The organism is Gramella sp. MT6, assembly GCF_019357415.1.
Classification (GTDB): Bacteria; Bacteroidota; Bacteroidia; order Flavobacteriales; family Flavobacteriaceae; genus Christiangramia.
Genome location: NZ_CP048410.1, coordinates 134,085 through 151,717 on the forward strand (window position 1 = coordinate 134,085; position 17,633 = coordinate 151,717).

The 17,633-nt window shown below is 38.3% G+C and carries 18 protein-coding genes; 8 read left to right on the forward strand and 10 right to left on the reverse strand.

Translation table 11 applies throughout. From position 1 onward, the window contains the following. Positions 1-109: 109 nt before the first annotated feature. The gene (locus tag G3I01_RS00665) at positions 110-1,204 is read left to right on the forward strand and encodes a porin (RefSeq protein WP_219550192.1); all 1,095 of its coding nucleotides are present in this window, start codon (positions 110-112) and stop codon (positions 1,202-1,204) included. Here the strand turns inward: G3I01_RS00665 and G3I01_RS00670 are convergent, their stop codons facing one another. Further along, complete coding sequence (locus tag G3I01_RS00670; RefSeq protein WP_219550194.1) at positions 1,205-1,822, reverse strand: DUF1684 domain-containing protein; 618 nt, start codon at positions 1,820-1,822, stop codon at positions 1,205-1,207. 80 nt (positions 1,823-1,902) lie between these two features. Between G3I01_RS00670 and G3I01_RS00675 the strand changes: the two genes are divergently transcribed. After that, entirely contained in the window at positions 1,903-3,108 is a 1,206-nt protein-coding gene (locus G3I01_RS00675) for an MFS transporter (protein WP_219550196.1), read from the forward strand. On the opposite strand, the gene G3I01_RS00680 is transcribed toward G3I01_RS00675, so the two are convergent. The 3 genes from G3I01_RS00680 to G3I01_RS00690 all read right to left on the reverse strand — a co-directional run bounded on the left by G3I01_RS00680 (position 3,105) and on the right by G3I01_RS00690 (position 5,498). Further along, positions 3,105-4,523, reverse strand: coding sequence for a hypothetical protein (locus G3I01_RS00680; RefSeq protein WP_219550198.1), 1,419 nt, complete (start codon positions 4,521-4,523; stop codon positions 3,105-3,107). The two genes, G3I01_RS00675 and G3I01_RS00680, sit on opposite strands and share 4 nt — an antisense overlap. A gap of 112 nt (positions 4,524-4,635) precedes the next feature. Beyond that, the gene (locus G3I01_RS00685) at positions 4,636-4,833 is read right to left on the reverse strand and encodes a DUF1328 domain-containing protein (protein WP_108170122.1); all 198 of its coding nucleotides are present in this window, start codon (positions 4,831-4,833) and stop codon (positions 4,636-4,638) included. A 218-nt stretch (positions 4,834-5,051) separates the two neighbouring features. After that, positions 5,052-5,498 carry an Lrp/AsnC family transcriptional regulator gene (locus tag G3I01_RS00690; protein ID WP_219552736.1) on the reverse strand — a complete coding sequence of 149 codons (447 nt, stop codon included), beginning with the start codon at positions 5,496-5,498 and terminating at the stop codon, positions 5,052-5,054. Positions 5,499-5,609: 111 nt separating this feature from the next. Between G3I01_RS00690 and G3I01_RS00695 the strand changes: the two genes are divergently transcribed. After that, on the forward strand, positions 5,610-6,008 hold the full coding sequence (locus tag G3I01_RS00695) for a hypothetical protein (RefSeq protein WP_219550201.1): 399 nt from the start codon (positions 5,610-5,612) through the stop codon (positions 6,006-6,008). 85 nt (positions 6,009-6,093) lie between these two features. On the opposite strand, the gene G3I01_RS00700 is transcribed toward G3I01_RS00695, so the two are convergent. Next, positions 6,094-9,549 (reverse strand): methylmalonyl-CoA mutase family protein, encoded by a 3,456-nt coding sequence (locus tag G3I01_RS00700; RefSeq protein WP_219550203.1) that lies wholly within the window; start codon positions 9,547-9,549, stop codon positions 6,094-6,096. Positions 9,550-9,690: 141 nt separating this feature from the next. On the opposite strand from G3I01_RS00700, the gene purU reads away from it, so the two are divergent. From purU to G3I01_RS00715, 3 genes are all read left to right on the forward strand, one after another. Beyond that, positions 9,691-10,542, forward strand: a complete 852-nt coding sequence (gene purU, locus G3I01_RS00705) for a formyltetrahydrofolate deformylase (RefSeq protein WP_219550206.1) — start codon at positions 9,691-9,693, stop codon at positions 10,540-10,542. A gap of 226 nt (positions 10,543-10,768) precedes the next feature. Next, a complete protein-coding gene (locus tag G3I01_RS00710; RefSeq protein ID WP_219550208.1) occupies positions 10,769-11,473 on the forward strand; it encodes a DUF4197 domain-containing protein in 705 nt (234 codons plus the stop codon). Between the two features lie 132 nt (positions 11,474-11,605). Beyond that, a complete protein-coding gene (locus tag G3I01_RS00715; protein WP_257710672.1) occupies positions 11,606-11,830 on the forward strand; it encodes a Lacal_2735 family protein in 225 nt (74 codons plus the stop codon). On the opposite strand, the gene G3I01_RS00720 is transcribed toward G3I01_RS00715, so the two are convergent. The 4 genes from G3I01_RS00720 to G3I01_RS00735 form a co-directional block, all read right to left on the reverse strand. After that, positions 11,811-12,584, reverse strand: a complete 774-nt coding sequence (locus tag G3I01_RS00720) for a helical backbone metal receptor (RefSeq protein WP_219550210.1) — start codon at positions 12,582-12,584, stop codon at positions 11,811-11,813. The genes G3I01_RS00715 and G3I01_RS00720 overlap by 20 nt on opposite strands. Positions 12,585-12,593: 9 nt before the next feature. Next, positions 12,594-13,412, reverse strand: coding sequence for an orotidine-5'-phosphate decarboxylase (gene pyrF, locus G3I01_RS00725; protein WP_219550212.1), 819 nt, complete (start codon positions 13,410-13,412; stop codon positions 12,594-12,596). A 93-nt stretch (positions 13,413-13,505) separates the two neighbouring features. Continuing rightward, complete coding sequence (gene prfA, locus G3I01_RS00730) at positions 13,506-14,582, reverse strand: peptide chain release factor 1 (protein WP_219550214.1); 1,077 nt, start codon at positions 14,580-14,582, stop codon at positions 13,506-13,508. Between the two features lie 63 nt (positions 14,583-14,645). Then, a complete protein-coding gene (locus G3I01_RS00735) occupies positions 14,646-15,344 on the reverse strand; it encodes a lysoplasmalogenase family protein (protein ID WP_219550216.1) in 699 nt (232 codons plus the stop codon). A gap of 141 nt (positions 15,345-15,485) precedes the next feature. Here G3I01_RS00735 and G3I01_RS00740 point away from each other — a divergent pair, with 141 nt between their 5' ends. Further along, complete coding sequence (locus G3I01_RS00740; protein WP_219550218.1) at positions 15,486-15,791, forward strand: hypothetical protein; 306 nt, start codon at positions 15,486-15,488, stop codon at positions 15,789-15,791. Further along, complete coding sequence (locus G3I01_RS00745) at positions 15,788-16,441, forward strand: ABC transporter ATP-binding protein (protein WP_219550220.1); 654 nt, start codon at positions 15,788-15,790, stop codon at positions 16,439-16,441. The genes G3I01_RS00740 and G3I01_RS00745 overlap by 4 nt, the downstream gene beginning before the upstream one ends. Here G3I01_RS00745 and G3I01_RS00750 read toward each other — a convergent pair. Further along, positions 16,438-17,616: an AIR synthase related protein gene (locus tag G3I01_RS00750; protein ID WP_219550222.1), complete on the reverse strand. Its 1,179-nt coding sequence runs from the start codon at positions 17,614-17,616 to the stop codon at positions 16,438-16,440. The two genes, G3I01_RS00745 and G3I01_RS00750, sit on opposite strands and share 4 nt — an antisense overlap. Positions 17,617-17,633: the final 17 nt, after the last annotated feature.

A 17,633-nucleotide genomic window follows, 5' to 3' on the forward strand; every position in this document is an offset into this window, starting at 1 on the left:
CGTTCCTCCAAACGCTCCGTATAAAATAACAGCTTTTCACATCTGATCAAAAAATGGTCAACCTAGTCGCTAAACTATTCAGTTAATTACATTTTTAACCAATTTTATTATGAAAGCAATTACCTTTTCAAAATTAGTAAAAATTCTCATTTTACTACCGGTTGCCTTTACTACTTCTACAATTTTTTCGCAGGAAGTAGAGGAAGAAGAAACTTCAAAATTCTCTATTAGCGGAAGCGTAGACGCCTATTTCAGGACCAATTTTAACGGTCTGAATAAATCTGTAGAGATCGTGGGCGGTGATGAAGTAAGTTTTGTGCCTGCTGCACCCGCAACCTCATTTGCTAATGATCCAGGCTTTGCCATTGGAATGGCGAATGTCATCCTGGGATATGAAGGTGACAAGGTTGGCTTCGTAGCAGACCTTGTCTTTGGACCCCGCGGTGAAGATGCAGTATTTCTATCTGCTCCATCAACTAATATCGTTAATCAACTTTATGCCTATTATAAGGTCAATGATGCTTTAAAATTTACCATAGGTAACTGGAATACTTTCCTGGGTTATGAGGTCATTTCTCCGGCAGCTAATTTCAATTATTCAACTTCCTATATGTTCTCTTACGGCCCATTTTCACATACAGGACTTAAAGCAGATTTCAGTTTTAATGATAAATGGACAGGAATGCTTGCCGTTATGAACCCTACAGATTATACCGAATTCAACCCCATTGGCAAATATACCTTTGGTGGTCAGCTTGGATATTCCAACGCCAACGGTAGCGCTTTTTTAAATCTCATCTATGGCGAACAATCTCTCTCTGACGACGCGTTGTTCCAAATAGATCTAACTACTGGTTGGGATCTTACAGATGCATTTTATTTAGGTTTCAACGGAACCTACCAAACAACAGATGGAATTGGGTTCTACGGTGCAGCGCTTTATCCTCAGGTCGCTTTATCTGAAAGTTTTGGACTGGGTTTAAGAGCAGAATACTTTAAAGAGCTTGAGGACGGTGGTCCAGTTTATGGAGCAGACGTTCGCTCCTTAGATTTTACCCTGACCGGTAATTATACAGTTGGAGGTCTTATCATCAAACCAGAATTAAGACTTGATAGCATTTCTGAAGAAGTATTCCTTGACCAGGACCTGCAGGCTACAGACAACCTTGCTTCGTTTGTCTTAGCAGCCATATATGCATTCTAATTAGTGCTTATCAAATGCCTTTACACCGGCAATTATTTCTATAGGCAGGTCATTCTCCTTAGGCGGAATGGGGCAGGAATAATTGCCACTATAGGCACAATAAGGATTATATGCCTTATTAAAATCCAGGGTTACTTCTTTAGATTCTGGTATCCTGAAATCAATATATCTCCCACCTCCATAGGTTGCATCTCCATTAGTGAGATCTGTGAAGGGTAAGAACAAATAATCAAAATATTCCGGATCATTCACCAGATCCTGATTCTGATATACATTCAGTTTTAAGTCCTTTCCTTTTAAACTAAAATACAACTCACCATACTTTACGTACATCTTCATTCTATCGGTACTGGTTTTCATAGCGAAAGGAGATTCAGATGGAGTACGCACAAATTCTGCCTGTACAATATAATCAGGATCGATTTCAAAAAATTCCAGACCTCTGAATTCCTCCAGATCTTTTTCATCTAAAGGAGATTTTTCAGGGTTTGCATATTCCCTTTCCAACTCGATCTGAAACTTTTTAGCACTTTCTATAAGGTCTGCATCCTGGGCCGAAATAGTTTCCGGAATGAAAAAAAACTGAAACAGGATTAATGCAAAAATGGATGTTCTCATCAAATATCTTTTTGAAGCACTCAAAATTAATAATAAAAACACCCAAAATTTAATTTAATTTTGAGGACTCATCACCAACCATGAAGAACCTGTTACGCTATTATTTTGAATCCTTTGGAGGCTTACGCAAGGAGATCTGGCTATTATCATTAATTACCCTTATTAATAGAGCGGGAACCATGGTAATACCTTTTCTATCTCTTTACCTTACGAAAAGCAGAGGGTTCACACTCGAAGAAGTAGGCTGGATCTTGACGTTTTTCGGACTTGGATCGGTTACGGGATCATGGCTGGGCGGAAAGTTAACAGACAAGATTGGCCATTACAAGACCATGGCGCTAAGCCTTATAGTCTCTTCATTCCTGTTCGTTCTCTTACAGTTCCCCGAATCCTTCTGGCCAATTTGTATAGGAATATATCTGGTAATGACAGTAGCAGATATCTTTAGGCCGGCAGTATTTGTAGCTATAAGTGCCTATAGCAAACCACAGAACAGAACGAGATCTGTAACTTTAATAAGACTGGCCATTAATCTCGGGTTTTCGGCCGGGCCCGCCATAGGTGGATTTATTATCGCAACTGGAGGATACAACTGGCTTTTCTGGGTAGATGGACTTACCTGTCTTGCTGCCGGATTACTTTTGCTGAAGCTTTTGCACCCTAAACGGTCAACGCCTGAACCTGAAGATATCATTGTTAGGGCAAAATCGGCTATGAGTGACCGACTTTACCTCATTTTCGTTTTTGCGATGATGATATTTGGTTTTGTTTTTATCCAGTATTTTTCAACCATGCCGTTGTATTATGCTGAAATACATAAGCTGAATGAATTTGAGATAGGTTTATTACTAGGATTAAACGGACTTACGATTTTCCTTTTTGAGATGCCTCTTATAAAATTTATGGAAAACCAGAAGCACACCGCCACAGGTTATGTGATACTTGGAACAATCCTTACAGGTATTAGTTTCCTGGTTGTGAACCTAACTGGATGGATTGGGATCCTGGTAGTTGGAATGTTGCTCGCAACCGTTGGTGAAATGATAGGTTTCCCCTTTTCAAACAGCTTCGCTCTACACAGGTCTGATGGCAAAAAACGAGGATCTTACATGGCACTTTACAGTATTGCATTTTCGGTGAGTCATATTTTTGGTCATAACTCAGGGATGCAATTGATAGATAATTTCGGGTTTGAAATTACCTGGTATACTATGTTTGGTCTTTCCCTTTTTGCCTGTATGCTTTTATTCGTGCTAAAGAAGCTTCTAAAGCGCGAAAGCGCCTAATTTATCTTATCATTAAAGAACTTAGATTCTCCCAGGTATTTTTTAATGATGGCATTATACTCAGGTGTAAATTGAAGCTCCAGTGCGCCTTCAATGTTATATAGTGATTCCATATCTGAATATCCTGTTTTTAAAAGATCCTCAAGATAAAGGAGAGCAGTTTCATGATCACCATCTAAGCCTGCGAGAGAAATGATCTTTAGGTAAGCTTCCGGATCTTTCTTATTTATCACGGTTCGCAAAACACTAATAAATATCTTCACATCTATTGGAGCTCTGGATTTCATTATCTCATCAAACTCCCGTTTCGTAACAAAATCCAGATAACCTAAGAGACGATAAGCCATATTCGATTTAGCTTCGGCATCACCTTCTTTAAGTTTCTCAAGTTCATCTACCTGGTAGGCCCACCATCCAATATTATCGAAATTCGCAGTGAGAATATCAGATCCCAGTAGATATTCATATTCTCTTTGCTGCTGCTTTTCAAAAGAAACAGCCTGCCTGAAATCACTTTTTTGAGACCTGTAAGTACTGGATCTTTTTATCTCCTTTTTCCTTTCTTCCAAAATTTCCTCATATCCAAAATCTTCATATTTCTCTTCCATCCTTTCCAGTTTCTGGTATGCGGAATAATAATTTCGAGTTCTTCTAAGAGTTTCTGTATAGGCTAATTCATTATCAAATAACTTTTGAATAAATGCTTCGTTCTTTGGTCTTTTTCCTTTTTGAATAGCTTCCAGGGTAAATCCCGTAATTGCATTAGAAATTACTGGTCCGTCGGGCCATTCATCTTCCTTTCCATCAAAATAATATACATCTGTAGGAAAATCAAGATCATCATAGAACCTTAGATAATCCTCCATTTCATATACCATATAATCTTTGTTTCCTGCAATTCCTATGAACATATATGGGTTACTCCTATCAAGATAATCTGGATTTACGAATGAATTACCTACAGCCATCACTCCCGCCATTTTTTTGTAGATAAGAGGCAGAGCAGAACCAACCTGAGCTCCCTCTCCCATTCCGGCAGTATAAACCAGGTCAAGATCTACCGGAAAGGTCTGCATAACCTCATTCATCATCGAAGTTGCAGTTTCTATTATAGTATCGATAGGTTTTTCTTTTAGCTTAATGTTAGAAGAAGCTATTATATATTGCTGATCTTCTGCCGCCCATCTGAATAAATTAGCCGTGGTAGATCCACGACCCTGAGGATCAAAGACAAAAATTACCGGCCACTCCTTTTCCGGAGTATAATCTCTGGGAACATATAAAGCATAGGTTTCACCAGGAACAGCCGAGATTGGTAAGGAATCGGTTACTCCTCCTTTGACAATCCTATACTCCTGGGCTTGTAAGCTTGCAATCGCAAAAACAGTAAAAACTGCTAATAGTAGTTTTCTCATAAATAAAGAATAGACTTAAATATATGAATTGCATCATTAATTATTCCATAAAAAAACCCACAAGTAATATACTTATGGGTTTATCTATAATTTAAAGATTAATTTTCCTTATTTATTTACGTACGCGCTGCAGTTTCATTTTCGGTTTATCGGGAAAAAATAATTTCGCCATCAGTGAAACGATTAACAAATCTGCAAAAATCAGAAACATCACTCTAACAACTTCAATTCCCGAAAACGATAAACCTGTAAATCCAACCAATCCTGTGATTACTGCAAGCACTAGAAATAATAACGCCTTCTTTTTCATAACTCGATTTTTACTTTTTACTTTCTATTTTAAAGCAAATTTAATGACAGATTAGACGCTGCTATCATAAAGAAATTACAATTAATCTGGATTTAACAATAAAAAAACCAGCTGATAATCAGTTGTTAATATTCGGAATAAGAAATACCGTTTTTTAACATTTACTTTTCAGAAATGCTCTTATAATAAGTTGAAAAGTTGTTGAGCAGAAATCACAATTAATCGACTTTTGCGACTATTGGACCATCTTTTATAACGTTAGAAAGTACAATGTGGGTTCTTGTTTCGCCATAGGTAATTAATTTATCAATAAGCTTTTCAAGATGCACCTGGTCCTTTAATATCACTTCCATGATAATATTTTCATTACCGGTAATACGATAACAATTCACCACTTCTTTAAATTCCTTTACAGTTTCCAGAAAGGCTTTTAATCTCCCTGTAAATGCTCTTAAAGTAATAATAGCCCTAAGTTGGTAACCGGTTTTTTGATGAGATAAATTTACCTTGTAAGAATCTATAATCCCGCTATCTTCCATTTTCCTCACTCTTTCGGCTACTGCAGGAGAGGTTAAACCTATTTTCCTTCCTACTTCAGAGAAGGATATTCGTGCATTTTTCTGCAATTCTTCGAGGATTGCCCAATTTAATTTATCCACAACAATTTAAAGTTTAAGCTACAATTTAATTTAGTTTCTAAAGATAAATAATTTTTAGACTTTAAAATTTAAAGACAAGTAATTAATTTGCTTAGTAAATTAGTATAAAATTTGCAGGTGAAATATTTCTCAGGAAATTCGGATAGAAGATACTCGGCTTTATACTTTAAGGCCCAGGAGATCATGCAGATCTCCCGCCGTATTTCAGATTATATCATACCAGATCTGGCCGTTCTCAATGAGAATGGAACCGAAGACAAAAGCATCTATTTCACCGGGGATATCATTAGAAACTCTCATTCGCTCATCCTTAATATCAATAAAGCAGAAACTGAATATTTCCAGGATTCCAAGATGAAATACGTGGCCAGCGTAAGCAAACTTACCGAAAGGCTTTATAAAAGCTGTGAGCGACTGGAATATGCCAGTAGCAATGGTAAAGATTTTTTAATTATTCTAAGAAAAGAAATTCAGAAGTTCAGAAAACTTCAGCGTGTCTGGAGGCTATCTCTATAAAATTACTTAATCAAAAAAAAACCGGATGTTCATCCGGTTTTTTTATATCCATGGCTCACATTTAGCTGCGAGCTCGAAGGTCTTCTTACATATTTCTTCGGTACTGCCCACCTACTTCGAACAAGGCGTGAGTGATCTGCCCTAAAGAACAAACCTTGGTAGCTTCCATAAGTTCTTCGAAGAGATTTTCATTGTTTACGGCTGCCTTTTTGATCCTCTCAAGGGTAGCCTCAGCTTTAGATTCTTTCGCCTTATGAAGGGTCTCCAAAGTAGTGATCTGGTGTTCTTTTTCTTCCTCGGTCGCCCTGATAACTTCTCCCGGTGTTACGGTAGGCGATCCTGAAGAACTTAAAAATGTGTTCACTCCAATAATTGGATAGTCACCATTATGCTTTAAAGTTTCATAGTAAAGGCTTTCTTCCTGGATCTTCCCTCGCTGATACATCGTTTCCATTGCCCCAAGTACGCCTCCTCTTTCTGTGATTCTATCGAATTCGGTAAGAACTGCTTCTTCGACAAGATCTGTTAATTCTTCAATAATAAATGATCCCTGTATCGGGTTCTCATTTTTCGCAAGACCTAATTCCTTATTGATGATGAGCTGAATCGCCATCGCTCTTCTTACTGAAGCCTCTGTAGGCGTAGTAATCGCTTCATCATAAGCATTTGTATGCAGGGAATTACAGTTGTCATATATCGCATAAAGTGCCTGTAGCGTAGTTCTAATATCATTAAAGTCGATCTCCTGGGCATGCAGGGATCTACCAGAGGTTTGAATGTGATACTTCAACATCTGAGCTCTGGAATTAGCTCCATATTTATTTTTCAAAGCCTTAGACCAGATCCTTCTCGCTACCCGACCAATAACTGCGTATTCCGGATCAACTCCATTCGAGAAGAAGAAAGATAGGTTTGGACCAAATTTATTAATATCCATTCCACGGCTTAAATAGTATTCCACGTAAGTGAAACCATTCGCCAGGGTAAACGCCAGCTGGGTAATAGGATTCGCTCCTGCCTCGGCAATATGATATCCTGAAATGGACACAGAATAGAAATTTCTAACTTTCTCTTCAATAAAATATTCCTGAACATCACCCATCAGTCTCAACGCAAATTCAGTTGAGAAAATACAGGTGTTCTGCGCCTGATCTTCTTTTAGAATATCTGCCTGAACAGTTCCACGAACAACGCTGATAGTTTCAGCCTTTATCTTTTCATAAACATCCTTTGGCAAAACCTGATCTCCGGTTAATCCCAAAAGCATCAGACCTAAACCATTATTACCTTCTGGTAATTCTCCGCGGTAAACCGGTCTTGCTATATCATTTTCGTCATAAAGTTCTTTCAGCTTTGCCTCAACTTTATCTTCAAGTCCGTTTTCCTTGATATATTTTTCACAATTCTGATCGATCGCAGCATTCATGAAAAATCCTAGCAACATTGGTGCAGGACCATTAATGGTCATACTAACCGATGTCATTGCATCGGCAAGATCGAACCCTGAATAAAGTTTTTTCGCATCATCAAGGCAACAGATCGAAACTCCCGAGTTACCAATTTTACCATAAATATCGGGACGATGATCTGGATCATTTCCATAAAGGGTAACAGAATCAAAAGCTGTAGACAAACGCTTGGCAGGAAGCCCCTGACTCACATAATGAAAACGTCTGTTGGTTCTTTCTGGTCCACCTTCACCCGCGAACATCCTGGTAGGATCTTCACCTGTCCTTTTAAACGGATAAAGCCCCGCAGTATATGGGAACTCCCCCGGAACATTTTCCTGAAGACACCATCCAAGGATATCTCCCCATGCCTTATATTTTGGTAGTGCTACTTTCGGAATCTGGGTATGTGAAAGTGATTCGGTATGTGTATCAATTTTTATTTCCTTATCACGAACTTTGAAACTGTATACCGGCTCGCGGTATTTGGTCACCTTTTCATTCCAGCCAAGGATCATCTCCCAGTTATAAGGATCAAGATCCATTTTCGTTTTATCGAATTCAGCAAAAAGTAATTTTAAGAAATCGGTTTGAGAGTCTTCTGAAATTTCATATATCTCATTCTGATCTATACCATTCTTACTTAAATATTTATGCTGATCCTCCCCAAATTCTGTTTTTATTCCAGCAACGGTCTCAATGGTCTTATAAATTCCATAAAGTCTTTGTGCTACCTCAACCTGTGACCTGGCCTTATCATCATACGAACGGTTATTTTCAGCGATTTCAGAAAGGTAACGTGTACGCTTTGGTGGGATCACAAAGATCTTCTCGCTCATTTCTTTCGAGATCTCGAAAGTTGATGTCAAGCCAGATTTGGTTGTTTCTTCAACCTTATCCATGATGCTTTTATAAAGCGTATTCATTCCCGGATCGTTAAATTGCGAAGCAATGGTTCCAAATACCGGTAAGGTTTCGGCATCTGCATGCCATAGCTGGTGATTGCGCTGATATTGCTTTTTCACATCTCGTAAAGCATCCTGTGCTCCGCGTTTATCGAACTTATTGATCGCTACCAGGTCTGCAAAATCAAGCATATCTATCTTTTCCAACTGGGTAGCAGCACCAAATTCTGGTGTCATCACGTAAAGTGACACATCTGAATGATCCAGGATCTCAGTATCACTCTGACCTATTCCGGAAGTTTCCAGAATAATAAGATCATATTTCGCCGCTTTTAATACATCAACGGCTTCTGCAACATATTTAGACAAAGCTAGGTTAGCCTGTCTTGTCGCTAACGAACGCATATAAACACGCTCATGGTTAATAGAATTCATACGGATCCTGTCACCCAATAAAGCACCACCCGTCTTTTTCTTTGATGGATCTACAGAAACGATACCGATATGTTTATCTGGAAAGTCCATTAAAAAACGACGAACCAGTTCGTCTACAAGACTGGATTTTCCGGAACCACCGGTACCGGTAATCCCTAATACAGGAGCATCTCCAGTTTCTATAGAATCCTTATCGAAATATTTATTGAACTCTTCGTGCCTGTTCTCTGCAAGGGAGATCAGCCTTGAAATTGTATTTACGTTCTTACTTTTTAGATTTTCTGAAACCTTGTCTGAATCTTTAAGACATGGAACTTCTGTATCCACTCTTTTGATCATATCATTGATCATCCCCTGGAGTCCCATTTCCCGTCCATCATCTGGAGAATAGATACGGTCTATTCCATAATCCATCAATTCCTTGATCTCATCTGGAAGGATCACTCCTCCTCCTCCACCAAATATCTTGATATGTCCTGCGCCCTTTTCATTCAACAGGTCATACATATATTTAAAATACTCTGTATGTCCTCCCTGATAAGAAGTCATGGCAATAGCCTGAGCATCTTCCTGGATCGCGCAGTTCACTACTTCTTCTACACTACGGTCATGTCCAAGGTGGATCACCTCAACGCCTGTAGCCTGAATGATACGGCGCATAATATTAATTGCTGCATCGTGCCCGTCGAACAGGGAAGCGGCGGTTACAATTCTTATTTTATTTTTAGGTTTATAGGGATTTTGTTGTTCCATCTCTAATTCTAAGTATTTTTTGGAGCTGCAATTTACGAAAATTGTAAAAGTTAGCAGGCTTCTTTAGGAATAGTATAATATTAATTCAAGCCCGATCCAAATGTCTGAAATTGTTTAATTTTAGACTGCAAAAATCATTGCATGTCTAAACTTACCTTGCTCATCCATTGTCCGGATACTTCCGGTATTATTGCCACCGTCACCTCCTACTTTCATAAACATAAAGGTAATATAATCTATATCGATCAATATGTTGATGTGGAGAATAAGATCTTTTTTATGCGGTTGGAGTGCGAATTCGATCATCAAATAAATCATGATGACTTTAAAGACCATTTCAAAAGAGATATTGCAGATCCCTATAATATGTCATGGTACATGTTTAAGGCAGGCTCAAAATTGAAAATGGCAATATTCGTTTCTAAGTACGATCACTGTTTATATGATATTTTAGGAAGATACAGATCTGGTGAGTTGGAGGTTGAAATTCCTTTGATTATTAGCAACCATAAAGACCTGGAATCTATTGCGATAAGTTTTGATATCCCTTTTTATCATATCCCAATTTTAAAAAACAAAAAGGAAGAGGCTGAAGCGCAACAACTAAAATTACTACAGCAGGAAAATATCGATTTTATTGTCCTGGCCCGCTATATGCAAATTGTGTCTGAAAAACTGATCAAAACCTTCCCTAACCAGATCATTAATATTCATCATTCATTTCTGCCAGCTTTTGCAGGCGCCAAACCTTATCATTTTGCTTACAAAAGAGGTGTGAAAATTATAGGCGCCACCTGTCATTATGTTACTGAAGAGCTGGATGCAGGCCCTATAATTGAACAGGATATCACAAGGATTTCCCACAGTCATTCCGTAAAAGATCTAATTTTAAAGGGACGTGACCTGGAAAAGATAGTATTGGCAAGGGGTATAAAGCTGCATTTAGATAGGAAAACTCTAGTTTACAATAACAAAACGATTGTATTTATTTAATCCAATAAATTTTCTCCCAGCTAAATCCGCGATCCTGACATTAAAATACAACCTAGATCAATTGTTTTAGTATTATTATAACTTTTGACTCCGTCCTTATATAATCAGAGAGGTTATATTTGAAAAAATTCCTGCTTACTATGCCTATTTCGGGGTTAAACAAGGTTGAATGCCGATGTCTATTTAAGAAAAAAGGTTATCCCAGGCAGTTTACAAAAACAATACAATGAAAAAAATTATAGCTTTTGCCGCCATTCTACTATTATCCTCCTGCGCAGAATTACAACAAATCGCCTCTCAATTGCCTCAGGAATATGGCGTTAGTGATGCTGAAATTAGTTCAGGTTTAAAACAGGCATTGGAATTTGGGATTGACAAAGAGGTAACCAATCTGGCAAAAGAAGATGGCTTTTTCAAGAATGAACTGGTAAGAATAGGTCTTCCACCAGAACTTCAAAAAGTAGATAAGACTTTAAGAGATGTAGGATTAGATGCCCTGGCAGATGAAGGTTTAAAGGTTTTAAACCGCGCCGCTGAAGATGCTGTGAGTGAAGCAATCCCTGTTTTTGCAGATGCAGTAAGAGGAATAACCTTCACCGATGCCAGAGATATTTTACTGGGAGCAGATAACGCTGCAACTGTTTATTTGTCAGATAGAACAGAAGAGGAACTTTACGGTAAATTTAACCCCATAATCAGTAACTCACTGGATAAAGTAGGTGCTACCCAGGTGTGGCGAAATATTATTCAAAAATATAACTCACTTCCCATAACCACCGATGTGAATCCAGATCTGCCAGATTACGTAACCAATGAAGCTCTGGATGGTGTGTATGTGATGATCGCCCAAGAAGAAAAAGACATCCGAAACTCTATATCGGCCAGAACAACTGATCTTCTTCGAAAAGTATTTGCCTTACAAGACAGATAGGTCTTTTCTTACAAAATTTAATATTTTAACAGTTTCCATCCTTTATCCATATTAATTTAGAACAACCTTAACTACATGTTATTATTCTATATAGTTACTGCTGCTTAGCTTTGTTGTGTGTAGAAATGATGAATGAAGATAGATAAGTTTACAATTACCATGTTTAGAATTTTTGAAAATAAAACCAGAGAAGAACGCCTTTGTGATAAATACTCAAGGCTAATGCAACGATCTTATAAAATTGCCCTAATCGATAAAGAAAAAAGTGATCGGTTAAATGATAGAGCAAGAAAGATCCTGGCAGAACTAAAGAGAATGAAATGTGATCTGGTTGAAACTAGGAATGAAACTGCTTGAAGTAGTCCATAGCTTCTAAAAGCCTGCTACCATACCAGCTAAAATACTCCCCATCCACAATTTTTACTTCCCTGGCGACATTCTTAAAAAGCGCTTTATGTTCTTCACTAAAGGGAAAAGGTTCAGACGATAAAAGACAAATATCAATATCCTTATTTTTTAGATCTTCCAGATCTGTTTCGGGATACCTTTCTACATCAAACACATTGTGAAATCTATTTAACTTAAGCATTTCATTAATAAAAGTGCCCTGTCCTGCAACCATTAAAGGTTTATTCCATATAAAATAGGCTACATTTTTTTCAGGTGAATTAGCTACCAGCTCTTTTAAATTTTCAGATTTCTTTTTTAGCGAATTTACCATTGTTGAAGCCAACGGCGAACAACTGAAAATTATTCCGTAATCCAGCATTAAATGATAAGCGTCGTCCAAAGTGGCAACATCTGAAACATGAACCGGAGCTATTTTTTCCAGTTCTTTCACCATCTCTCTGGTATTTTCCTCTTTATTACAAAGGATAATATCCGGTTCAAGATCTTTTACCTTTCTAAAATTCACTTTTTTCGTACCACCAACGCTTGTCTTAAGTTCTTTTAAGGATGCCGGATGCACACAATAATGAGTGATCCCTACGATAGAATCCTGCAGACCAAGATCTACCAGCAGCTCTGTCTGGCTGGGCACCAACGAAATTATTCTTTTGGGGGTATTTTTCAGTTCAATCGTTCGGCCTAACTGATCCTGAATTTGCATAATGAAGAATTACAATTTTTCCAGTTCCTGAGCCATCTGGGTCTGAATGGCTTCAGCTTTTGCGGCAGCGATTTCAGCGAAATTAGAAGAGTCTGAGGCATAAATGATCTTCCTGGAAGAATTTACCAGCAGCCCGACATTCTTAGTCATCCCATATTTACAAACCTCTTCGAGACTCCCTCCCTGGGCTCCTACCCCAGGTACTAATAGAAAGTTCTCCGGAATTATCTTTCTTATATCTGCCAGGTACTCCGCTTTTGTAGCTCCAACAACATACATAAGATTTTCAGAATTCTGCCATTCTTTTGAGGTCTTGATCACCTTTTTATAAAGATCGTCATCCCCTGTTTTCAAGGTCTGGAAATCGAAAGCACCTTCATTAGAAGTAAGAGCCAGCAAAATAGTATGCTTGTTGGTAAACTCCAGGAAAGGCTCTACGGAATCCTTCCCCATATATGGCGCTACGGTCACCGAATCGAATCCAAGATCATCAAAGAACGCCTTGGCATACATACGGGATGTATTCCCAATATCTCCACGCTTAGCATCGGCAATAGTATAAAGATCTGGATATTCTGAATGCAGATAATTGATCGTTTTCTTTAAAGACTTCCAGCCATCAACACCTAAAGCCTCATAAAAAGCAATGTTAGGTTTGTAAGCTACACAAAACTCATGCGTAGCATCGATAATCGCCTTATTAAAGCTGAAGGCAGGATCTTTTTCAGAAAGTAAATAGGTTGGGATCCTTTCAAGATCGGTGTCCAAACCAACACATAGGAATGATTTTTTCTTGAAGATCTGTTCAGTCAGCTCCTGTGATGTCATAATATCAATTATCTGTTAGCGAATATTGGTTAAGGTTTATCAGAAATTAAAATGCCATCCTTTGACTGAGCTCAGAATGGCATTTTGTATTCTTTAAAGTATATCTGAATTCTCTTTTAACTTTTCGGTATTTTCCGCAAGCTGCAATTCATCAATGATCTTTTGAATGTCCCCATTGATGATATTGGAAAGATCATAAAGGGTTAAGTTGATCCTGTGATCTGTAACACGGCTTTGAGCATAATTATAGGTCCTGATCTTCGCACTACGGTCACCACTGGAAACCATCGAGTTTCTCTTGGCTGCATCGGCTTCCATTTTCTTGGCAAGCTCCATTTCATATAATCTTGAACGAAGTACACGGAATGCTTTTTCCTTGTTCTTATGCTGCGATTTCTGATCCTGGCATTGAGCAACCAATCCTGTTGGCTCGTGAGTTAATCGTACCGCGGAATAGGTGGTGTTCACCGACTGACCTCCCGGACCTGAAGAACAGAAATAATCTATTCTTACATCTTTCGGATCTATTTCCACATCGAATTCTTCGGCTTCAGGCAAAACCATTACGGTTGCAGCTGAAGTATGAACTCTACCTTGGGTTTCGGTTTGAGGAACTCGTTGTACACGATGAACTCCGGCTTCGAATTTCATGGTTCCGTAAACATCTTCTCCAGAAACCTCAAAGATCATCTCCTTGAAACCACCACTGGTACCTTCACTATAATCCACAATATTATGACTCCAGCCCCTGCTCTCAACATATTTGGTATACATACGGTAAAGATCTCCGGCGAAAATACTCGCTTCGTCACCTCCGGTTCCCGCACGAATTTCCATAACCACGTTCTTACCATCTTCCGGATCTTTAGGAATAAGCATCATTCTTATTTTCTCCTCAAGTTCAGGAAGCTGTCCTTTAGCTTCTTCCATCTGAAGTTTAGCCATTTCGGTCATTTCAGGGTCACTACCATCTGAAATTATCTCCTCGGCTTCTTTAATATTATCGGTCAGGCTAATATATTTCTCGCGCTCATCCATCAAAGCCCGAAGGTCTTTGTACTCTTTATTTAATTCAATATATCGCTTCTGGTCTGATATTACATCCGGCTGAATAATCAAATCGTTCACCTCATCGAACCGTTGTTTTACGATATTAAGTCTCTCAATCATATAATACTACTGAATTTAGGATAGCAAATTTACGATAATTTGCCTGAAATTTTAGAGAAAGCTTTAAAGGCTTTCTAATTCGGCAACAGCCGCATGGCTACGAGCGAAAGTAGTAAATTTCACAAGGCCCGCTATTCCCAGAATATAAAAAATCCTGTCTGGAAAATAAAATTCATAGAATTCAAGGTAGTAGGCAATGAAAGAAGTAATATCTGAAAAAACAAGGCACAAAGTGGCTGCAGTGTAATAAAAAGAAGTTTTATTAGAATAACGGTTGGAGTAAGAAATAGCTGCAATTACCAAGGTGATCATGGTAATTCCGTATGCATAAAACAGGACATTTAGAAAAGGGTATCCAAACTTTGCCGGCACCATATCTACCAACAGGAAGAGCATAGCCAGATTTAGAATAAACACTCCGAAAAATACAAGTTTTTGAAAAGGACTCGATTTAAGATTTCTAAGTTCAGGCACCACAGTGAAAACAAATAATAAATAGGCTGAAATTCGCATCAAAAAAGTACCGGTATTGGCTAATGAATTTTCGTAATAAAATAGCAGGAGATCTGAGACCAGCAGAAAACAAAAAGCGATTAAGATCTTTAGATTATAGGTTCGCTGCCAAATCAATATCAGGAAAAAAACAGCGGTAGAAATAAGGCGGGCCCACCGGCTGGAGTCCTGATCGAATTCATAAATAACAAAGCAATTCACCAGGAGCAGTACCAGGGTGATCACCGGAAGATAGGTCTTTGGTAACATTATAATTTTTGATTGGTTGTACCATATCTACGCAAAAAACGATATTGTGGTTTTGCTGATTTAAAAAACTAGATCGCTAGCCAGATGCATACCAACACCGTAAACTCTATTCTTTCAGAATTCCCTATTTTGTAAAACATTATGAAAAAAATCCGGGATCTTTTATTCAGATTAAAACTATGTTTTTCTTTCTATAAGAAGCTTTTGGTAATCTCTGCCGGATTAACCATCCTGTTATTATTTCTCAGAAATCCTCTGGATGCTACGCTTATCATTAAGATTTGCCTGCTAGGATTTCTCTTTTTAAATTATCACTTCCTGGAAGCTAAAGATAAACTCCTGTTCTATAAAAATTTCTCGATCACTCCCGTATTCTTATTTAGCATCTGCATATTTTATGATTTTCTCCTTAGCCTGGTGCTTTATAAATCCGCTATGCTCCTATGAAGTTCGAATTAGACAATGTAGAGCTTAGCTTTCAGGGAAAAAGGATCTTATATGGAGTATACCTGAAAGCTGAAAAGGGAAAGATAACTGGAATCCTGGGGCCTAACGGGTGTGGAAAGACAAGCTTGCTAAAGATATTTTTCGGGAACCTGGCCTGTAATAACAAGCTGGTGAAAATCGACAATAAAGGAACTCTTAAGCCACTTTATTCAGTTGAAAATATTAAATTATTGCCACAATCAGATCTACTGCCTTCCAGTTTATCTATTTCAAAATTATTCCAGATCTATAAATTATCCTGGGAACAATTTATTGAGAAGTTTCCCGGTTTCCGGAATTACTACTCACAGAAACCCAATCAACTTTCTGGAGGTGAAAGACGGCTTTTGGCCGCATGGCTAACTATAAAATGTGATTCTGAACTCATTTTACTGGATGAACCTTTCACCCATCTAACTCCACTTTACATTGAAAAAATCAAGAAGGAATTACAACTGGAAAAAGAAAAAAAGGCGATCGTCCTTACCGACCATTTTTACCGGGACCTCATAGATATTACCGATGACCTTTATTTTTTAAGTAAAGGGTGTACCCGATTAATAAACGATCCCGCACAACTCGGCGAATTAGGGTATATTAATTCTCATTAATATTCGAAAGTACCGTTATCGCTCTTTATTGTCAGCTTTTTGGTTTCTGAAGCTTCCACCCTACCTACTATCTTCGCATCAACATCAAAAGATTTAGAAATTTCAATGACCTCATTAGCGATACTTTCATCTACATATAATTCCATTCTATGCCCCATATTAAAAACCTGGTACATTTCTTTCCAATCGGTTTTACTTTCCTGCTGGATCAGTTTGAAAAGTGGTGGCGTATCGAATAAATTATTCTTTATAATATGATGTTCATCTATAAAATGTAAGATCTTGGTTTGGGCTCCACCACTGCAATGAACCATACCATTGATCTTACTGGCACCAATATCGGTAAGGATCTTCTTGATGACAGGCGCATAAGTCCTGGTTGGAGACAGCACTAGTTTTCCGGCATCTATTGGACTATCTTCAACCTCATCGGTAAGTTTTTTAGTTCCTGAATAAATAAGTTCTTCTGGAATCGAAGCATCAAAAGATTCTGGATACTTTTCGGCAAGGATCTTAGAGAAAACGTCGTGACGGGCAGAAGTAAGACCGTTACTACCCATACCTCCGTTATATTCCTTTTCATAAGATGCCTGCCCAAAAGAAGACAGGCCAACGATCACATTACCCGGCTTGATATTGGCATTATCTATCACATCTTTTTTCGGCATTCTCGCTGTTACCGTAGAATCTACAATGATCGTTCTTACGAGGTCGCCTACATCGGCCGTTTCTCCACCGGTAGAATGAATTTCTACGCCAAAGTCTTTTAATTCAGAGATCAATTCTTCGGTACCATTAATAATAGCCGAGATCACTTCACCCGGAATCAGGTTTTTATTTCGCCCTATAGTGGACGAAAGCAAAATATTATCTGTTGCGCCTACACAAAGCAGGTCGTCTATATTCATGATCAAAGCATCCTGAGCAATTCCCTTCCATACCGATAGATCTCCGGTTTCTTTCCAATACATATAAGCAAGCGAAGACTTGGTTCCAGCACCATCGGCATGCATGATCAAACAATGATCTTCGCTTCCGGTCAAATGATCTGGAACGATCTTACAGAAAGCCCTAGGAAACAACCCTTTACCTACATTCTTTATAGCATTATGCACATCTTCCTTTCCTGCGGAAACACCTCTTCCTGAATATCGTTTACTTATTTCTTTGCTCATGACTTTTTCTTAGAGTT